Source organism: Winogradskyella costae, assembly GCF_013403865.1.
GTDB lineage: Bacteria > Bacteroidota > Bacteroidia > Flavobacteriales > Flavobacteriaceae > Winogradskyella > Winogradskyella costae.
Genome location: NZ_JABFDK010000029.1, coordinates 1 through 1,601 on the forward strand (window position 1 = coordinate 1; position 1,601 = coordinate 1,601).

Sequence of the window (1,601 nt, forward strand, 5' to 3'; positions counted from 1 at the left end):
AAAAACTAACCATAAAAATTAGTAGAATTCTTTTTTTCATTGTTTAATTTGAGTTTTGTGGTAAATGTATGCTAACGTTGTTGTATATGGTTTGTTGCGTGTTTTATGCACCTAATTTAGCAAATAAAAACCGAATAGAAAATCCGCGAGGATTTTCGTAAGTAGGCTAGAACTAGCAATAAATTATATACGGTGTTGTAAGCTGGCTTTTATTCCGCTTATTCTTAAATCACAAACCATTTTTCATCAAATTCCGCAATGGGTTCATAATTTTTGTTTGTTCCGAAATGAATTTCGTCTTCGTGAAAAAAGAACAAAGTCCATTCAAGGCTTTGGTCAAAAACTGTCAAATCATCAGCTCCTCCATAAAAAATAGAATTCCAATATTTGACTACAAATTTCCATTTAGTTTTCATTCCGTTGTTTCCGTCCCAAGAAAGGAAAACTTCTTTGTCAAAAGGAATTGCTCTTTGGTAAAGCCATTTCGTTATTTCTTTGTCATTATTTTCCAGAATTTTAGCTTTGTCCAAATTCCGAAACATTCCATTCTTAAAAGGCAATTCACTATGGACTTTACAATTACTTAAAAAATCAGCAAGAAATTCCGCTCCAACTTTGTCTAACGGTTTTAATTCATTCAGATGTTGTTCAGGCAAGCAATCATATTTTTCTTCCGTAAATCTCCATTTAAGAGCAAATTCGGTCATCGGAATTATATGTTCATTTAATTGTTCGAATGTCATTTTCAGCTTGCTTACAACGGTTTTGTGTATGGTTAGTTGCGTGGTTAAGCAACTAAGTTAGCAAACTTTTACGAACCCGTGAATATTCCGCAGGAATATTCGCAAGTAGGGAAGAACCTAGCAATTAATTATACACGGTGTTGTGCGTAGGCTTTTCTTTCAGATTATTGATTTCAGTTATTAATTCCACTTTTTGATTTTCGGTCAATTCATTAAATAATTTTATCTTTTTCCCTTTATAGTCAAATATTATTTCTCCCATTATGTGACTAAAAAGCAATTTCCTATTTAGAGCGATATTCCGCAATGTTTTGTCATAAGTCGATAATGAGTTTTCGTGTATTTCATTTCGAACGTTTTCCACGTGTTCCAATTCAAAAGTGTGTGTGTTAGTTAGAAAAGTTCCTTTTTTAATTAATGTCATTTTTCCATTTTCAATTCGTAATTCTTGTCGTCCATTAATCAGCCACAAAAATTGTCGTAATCCGATAGTCGCAACAATTGGATGAGCTACAAAAAATACAAGTATAAATACCGTTGTGATTTCAGTTCCGTTTGTAAACCATTCTATAAATCCAGAAAAAAATAGTCCACAAGAAAACAATGTAAATCCGAGTGCAATAAATGTGTTTCTGGAATTATTTGACGCAAACAAGCTATTACTTTTCGGTAAGCACACAAACTTTTTCCTATTCAGGCCGGAAGCAAAAATTCGGCTGTATTGGTATTGGAAATTTAGTGCTTTATCTTTAATGTTCATTGGTTTTTTCAGCTTACGCACAACGGTCTTGTATATGAAAAGTAGCGGATTTTACACACGAACTTTTCGGTTTAATACAGACCTTTTTTTATATTTAC

2 protein-coding genes are annotated in these 1,601 nt (G+C 32.5%); both read right to left on the minus strand.

From position 1 onward, the window contains the following. Positions 1-224 precede the first annotated feature (224 nt). Positions 225-743, minus strand: coding sequence for a hypothetical protein (locus HM986_RS17520; RefSeq protein WP_179336339.1), 519 nt, complete (start codon positions 741-743; stop codon positions 225-227). Positions 744-867: 124 nt separating this feature from the next. Beyond that, entirely contained in the window at positions 868-1,503 is a 636-nt protein-coding gene (locus HM986_RS17525) for a hypothetical protein (protein ID WP_179314765.1), read from the minus strand. Between the last annotated feature and the right edge of the window lie 98 nt (positions 1,504-1,601).

Bases quoted from the DNA above. Each gene is read 5' to 3' on its own strand.
- HM986_RS17525 (WP_179314765.1), bottom strand. From the start codon at position 1,503: ATGAACATTAAAGATAAAGCACTAAATTTCCAATACCAATACAGCCGA.
- HM986_RS17520 (WP_179336339.1), bottom strand. From the start codon at position 743: ATGACATTCGAACAATTAAATGAACATATAATTCCGATGACCGAATTT.